The sequence below is a fragment of the Nioella sediminis genome (genome assembly GCF_001879695.1).
Lineage (GTDB): Bacteria > Pseudomonadota > Alphaproteobacteria > Rhodobacterales > Rhodobacteraceae > Nioella > Nioella sediminis.
Window position 1 is genome coordinate 1 of the sequence record NZ_MNBL01000062.1, and the last position, 2,431, is coordinate 2,431.

The 2,431-nt window shown below is 61.9% G+C and carries 2 protein-coding genes; one reads left to right on the forward strand and one right to left on the reverse strand.

The window, feature by feature from the left end; translation table 11 throughout:
- Positions 1-1,585, reverse strand: a 1,585-nt coding sequence (locus BKY26_RS09135; protein ID WP_131541821.1) for an indolepyruvate ferredoxin oxidoreductase family protein, incomplete at its 3' end; no start/stop codon positions are given.
- 123 nt (positions 1,586-1,708) lie between these two features.
- Here BKY26_RS09135 and BKY26_RS09140 point away from each other — a divergent pair.
- A complete protein-coding gene (locus tag BKY26_RS09140; protein ID WP_071690094.1) occupies positions 1,709-2,152 on the forward strand; it encodes an Lrp/AsnC family transcriptional regulator in 444 nt (147 codons plus the stop codon).
- Positions 2,153-2,431: the final 279 nt, after the last annotated feature.

Below are 2,431 nucleotides of genomic sequence, written 5' to 3' on the forward strand. Positions count from 1 at the left end.
CGTCATTATAGAGGATCTTGTAAGTGATATCCGCCCCCGCCGCGACCGCCTGCCGGATGGCGAGAGACCCGGAATGATACCATGTCCCCTCGCCCAGATTCTGGAACCGGTGACCGCCGCCGGTAAAGCGGGAGGCGACCGACCACGGCACCCCCTCGCCGCCCATCTGCGCATAGCCGAGCGTATTGCGGTCCATCCAGCCCGCCATGACGTGGCAGCCAATGCCGGAATTGGCGACGCTGCCTGCGGGCAGTTTGGTGGAGCTGTTGTGGGGACACCCGGAACAGAAATAGGGCGTCCGCGTTGCGCCCGGAACGCTCAGAACCGGGGCCGGAGTCTCCGTCAGCGCTCGGGCCTTCTCGGGCAGGTTCTCATTCGGGAAGAACGCATGAAGGCGTTCGGCCACAACGGGCACCAGCGACAATGGGCTCAGCTCACCCGTCCAGGGGATCAGCGGATCGCCCGCCGCCCGGTGTTTGCCCACCATGCGCTGCGGTTTGTGACCGGGCCAGTCATAGAAATACTCCTTGAACTGGCTTTCGATGATGCCGCGCTTTTCCTCGACAACCAGCACCTCTTCCTTGTCGGACACGAAGGCCAGCGCATCACGGCGCGCCAGCGGCCAGACCATGCCGACCTTGTATATGTCGATGCCGAGCCGGCGGCAGGCGGTCTCATCCAGCCCGAGCAGCCGCAGCGCCTCCATCAGATCGAGATGCCCCTTGCCGGTGGTCACGATCCCGTAGCGCGCATCGGGAATGTCATAGATCCGCCGGTCGATGGGGTTAGCCTCCACGAAGGCCTCGACCGCGTCCAGCTTGGCCCCGATCCGGGTTTCAATCTCGGGGCTTGGCATGTCGGACGCGCGCACATGCAGGCCACCCGGCGGGGGTGTGAAAACGGGCTGGACGAATACGCGCTCTGCCGGGATCTCAACCGATTGGCCCGCCTCGACCGTTTCCGAGATTGCCTTGAACCCGACCCAAGTGCCAGAAAACCGTGACAGGGCAAGACCATAGGCCCCGAAGCTGAGGTATTCCCCGATGCTGGCGGGGTTCAGTGTCGGCATGAACCAGGCCATGAACGCCACATCCGACTGGTGCGGCATGGAGGACGACACACACCCATGATCATCCCCCGCCACCACCAGCACGCCGCCCTTGGGCGCGGAGCCATAGGCGTTGCCATGCTTCAGCGCGTCGCCCGACCGGTCCACCCCCGGCCCCTTGCCGTACCACATGGAAAACACGCCCTCGACCTCGCAACCCGGATCGAGCGAGGCCTGTTGCGCACCCAGGACCGCCGTCGCGCCGAGGTCTTCGTTGACGGCGGGCAGGAAGTCGATCCGGTTTTCGGCAAGCCGCGCCTTCTGCCGCCACATCTCCTGATCCAGCCCGCCAAGCGGCGATCCGCGATAGCCCGAGACGAACCCGGCGGTCTTCAGCCCCGCCGCCCGGTCGCGCCGCGCCTGATCCAGCATCACCCGAACCAGCGCCTGCGTCCCGGTCAGGAAAACCCGGCCCTCGGTTCGGGCATAGCGGTCATCCAGATGATAGGTGTCGAAATGCGGGGGCTGTGCGGTCATTCTGAGCTCCTGTCCTCTGGTGGCAGGATATCCCGGATGGAGTGGCGAGATTGATCAATCTAATTGAAAAAATGCCAATTCACTGAAACAGTGAACCAGAATAAAGCAGTTTTTGGAAATACTATGTCAGAACTGGACGAGATTGACGAACAGATTCTCAACGCCCTGCAAAAGGACAGCCGCATCTCGAATGCCGATCTCGCCGAGAAGGTGGGGCTGTCTGCCTCGTCCTGCTGGCGACGGGTGCGGGCATTGGAAGAGGCGGGTGTGATCGAAGGATACGGGGTGCGCATCAATGATGCGAAGCGCGGGCTCGGGTTCAAGGCCATCGTCCATGTGCAACTGACCCGCCACGACCCGGAACAGCTGACCGCCTTCATCCGCGCCGTGAAACACCGCGACGAGGTGCGCGCCTGCCATGCGACGACCGGTCAGGCGGATTATCACCTGCACATCGCCTGTGCCGATATCGACGCCTATAACCGCTTTCTCGAACAGTTCCTGTTCCGCATCCCGGCGGTGGCCTCCGCCCAGACCAATGTGATTCTGCGATCCGTTAAGGGGTGAGTCCGGGGAATCACCCGCCATCCGATCGGGCGTCACACACGAATCCCCGAACGACACGCGCCCTGTAAGCGTGTTTTTCACACGTATTTTGGTGTTATCGTTTGTTATGGGTTGGATCGGGCTGTTATCGACTTTTGACACGTTCGGGTGGTTTGCCTGCGGGCGAGGGGGTGATCCGTGCGGTTGGGATTCGTGGAAGTGGGTTTAGAGTACTGATTTCGTTCATGTATTCAGGCCGTGTTATCCGATAACATGGCTACATGAGTTCGTGTTATTCGA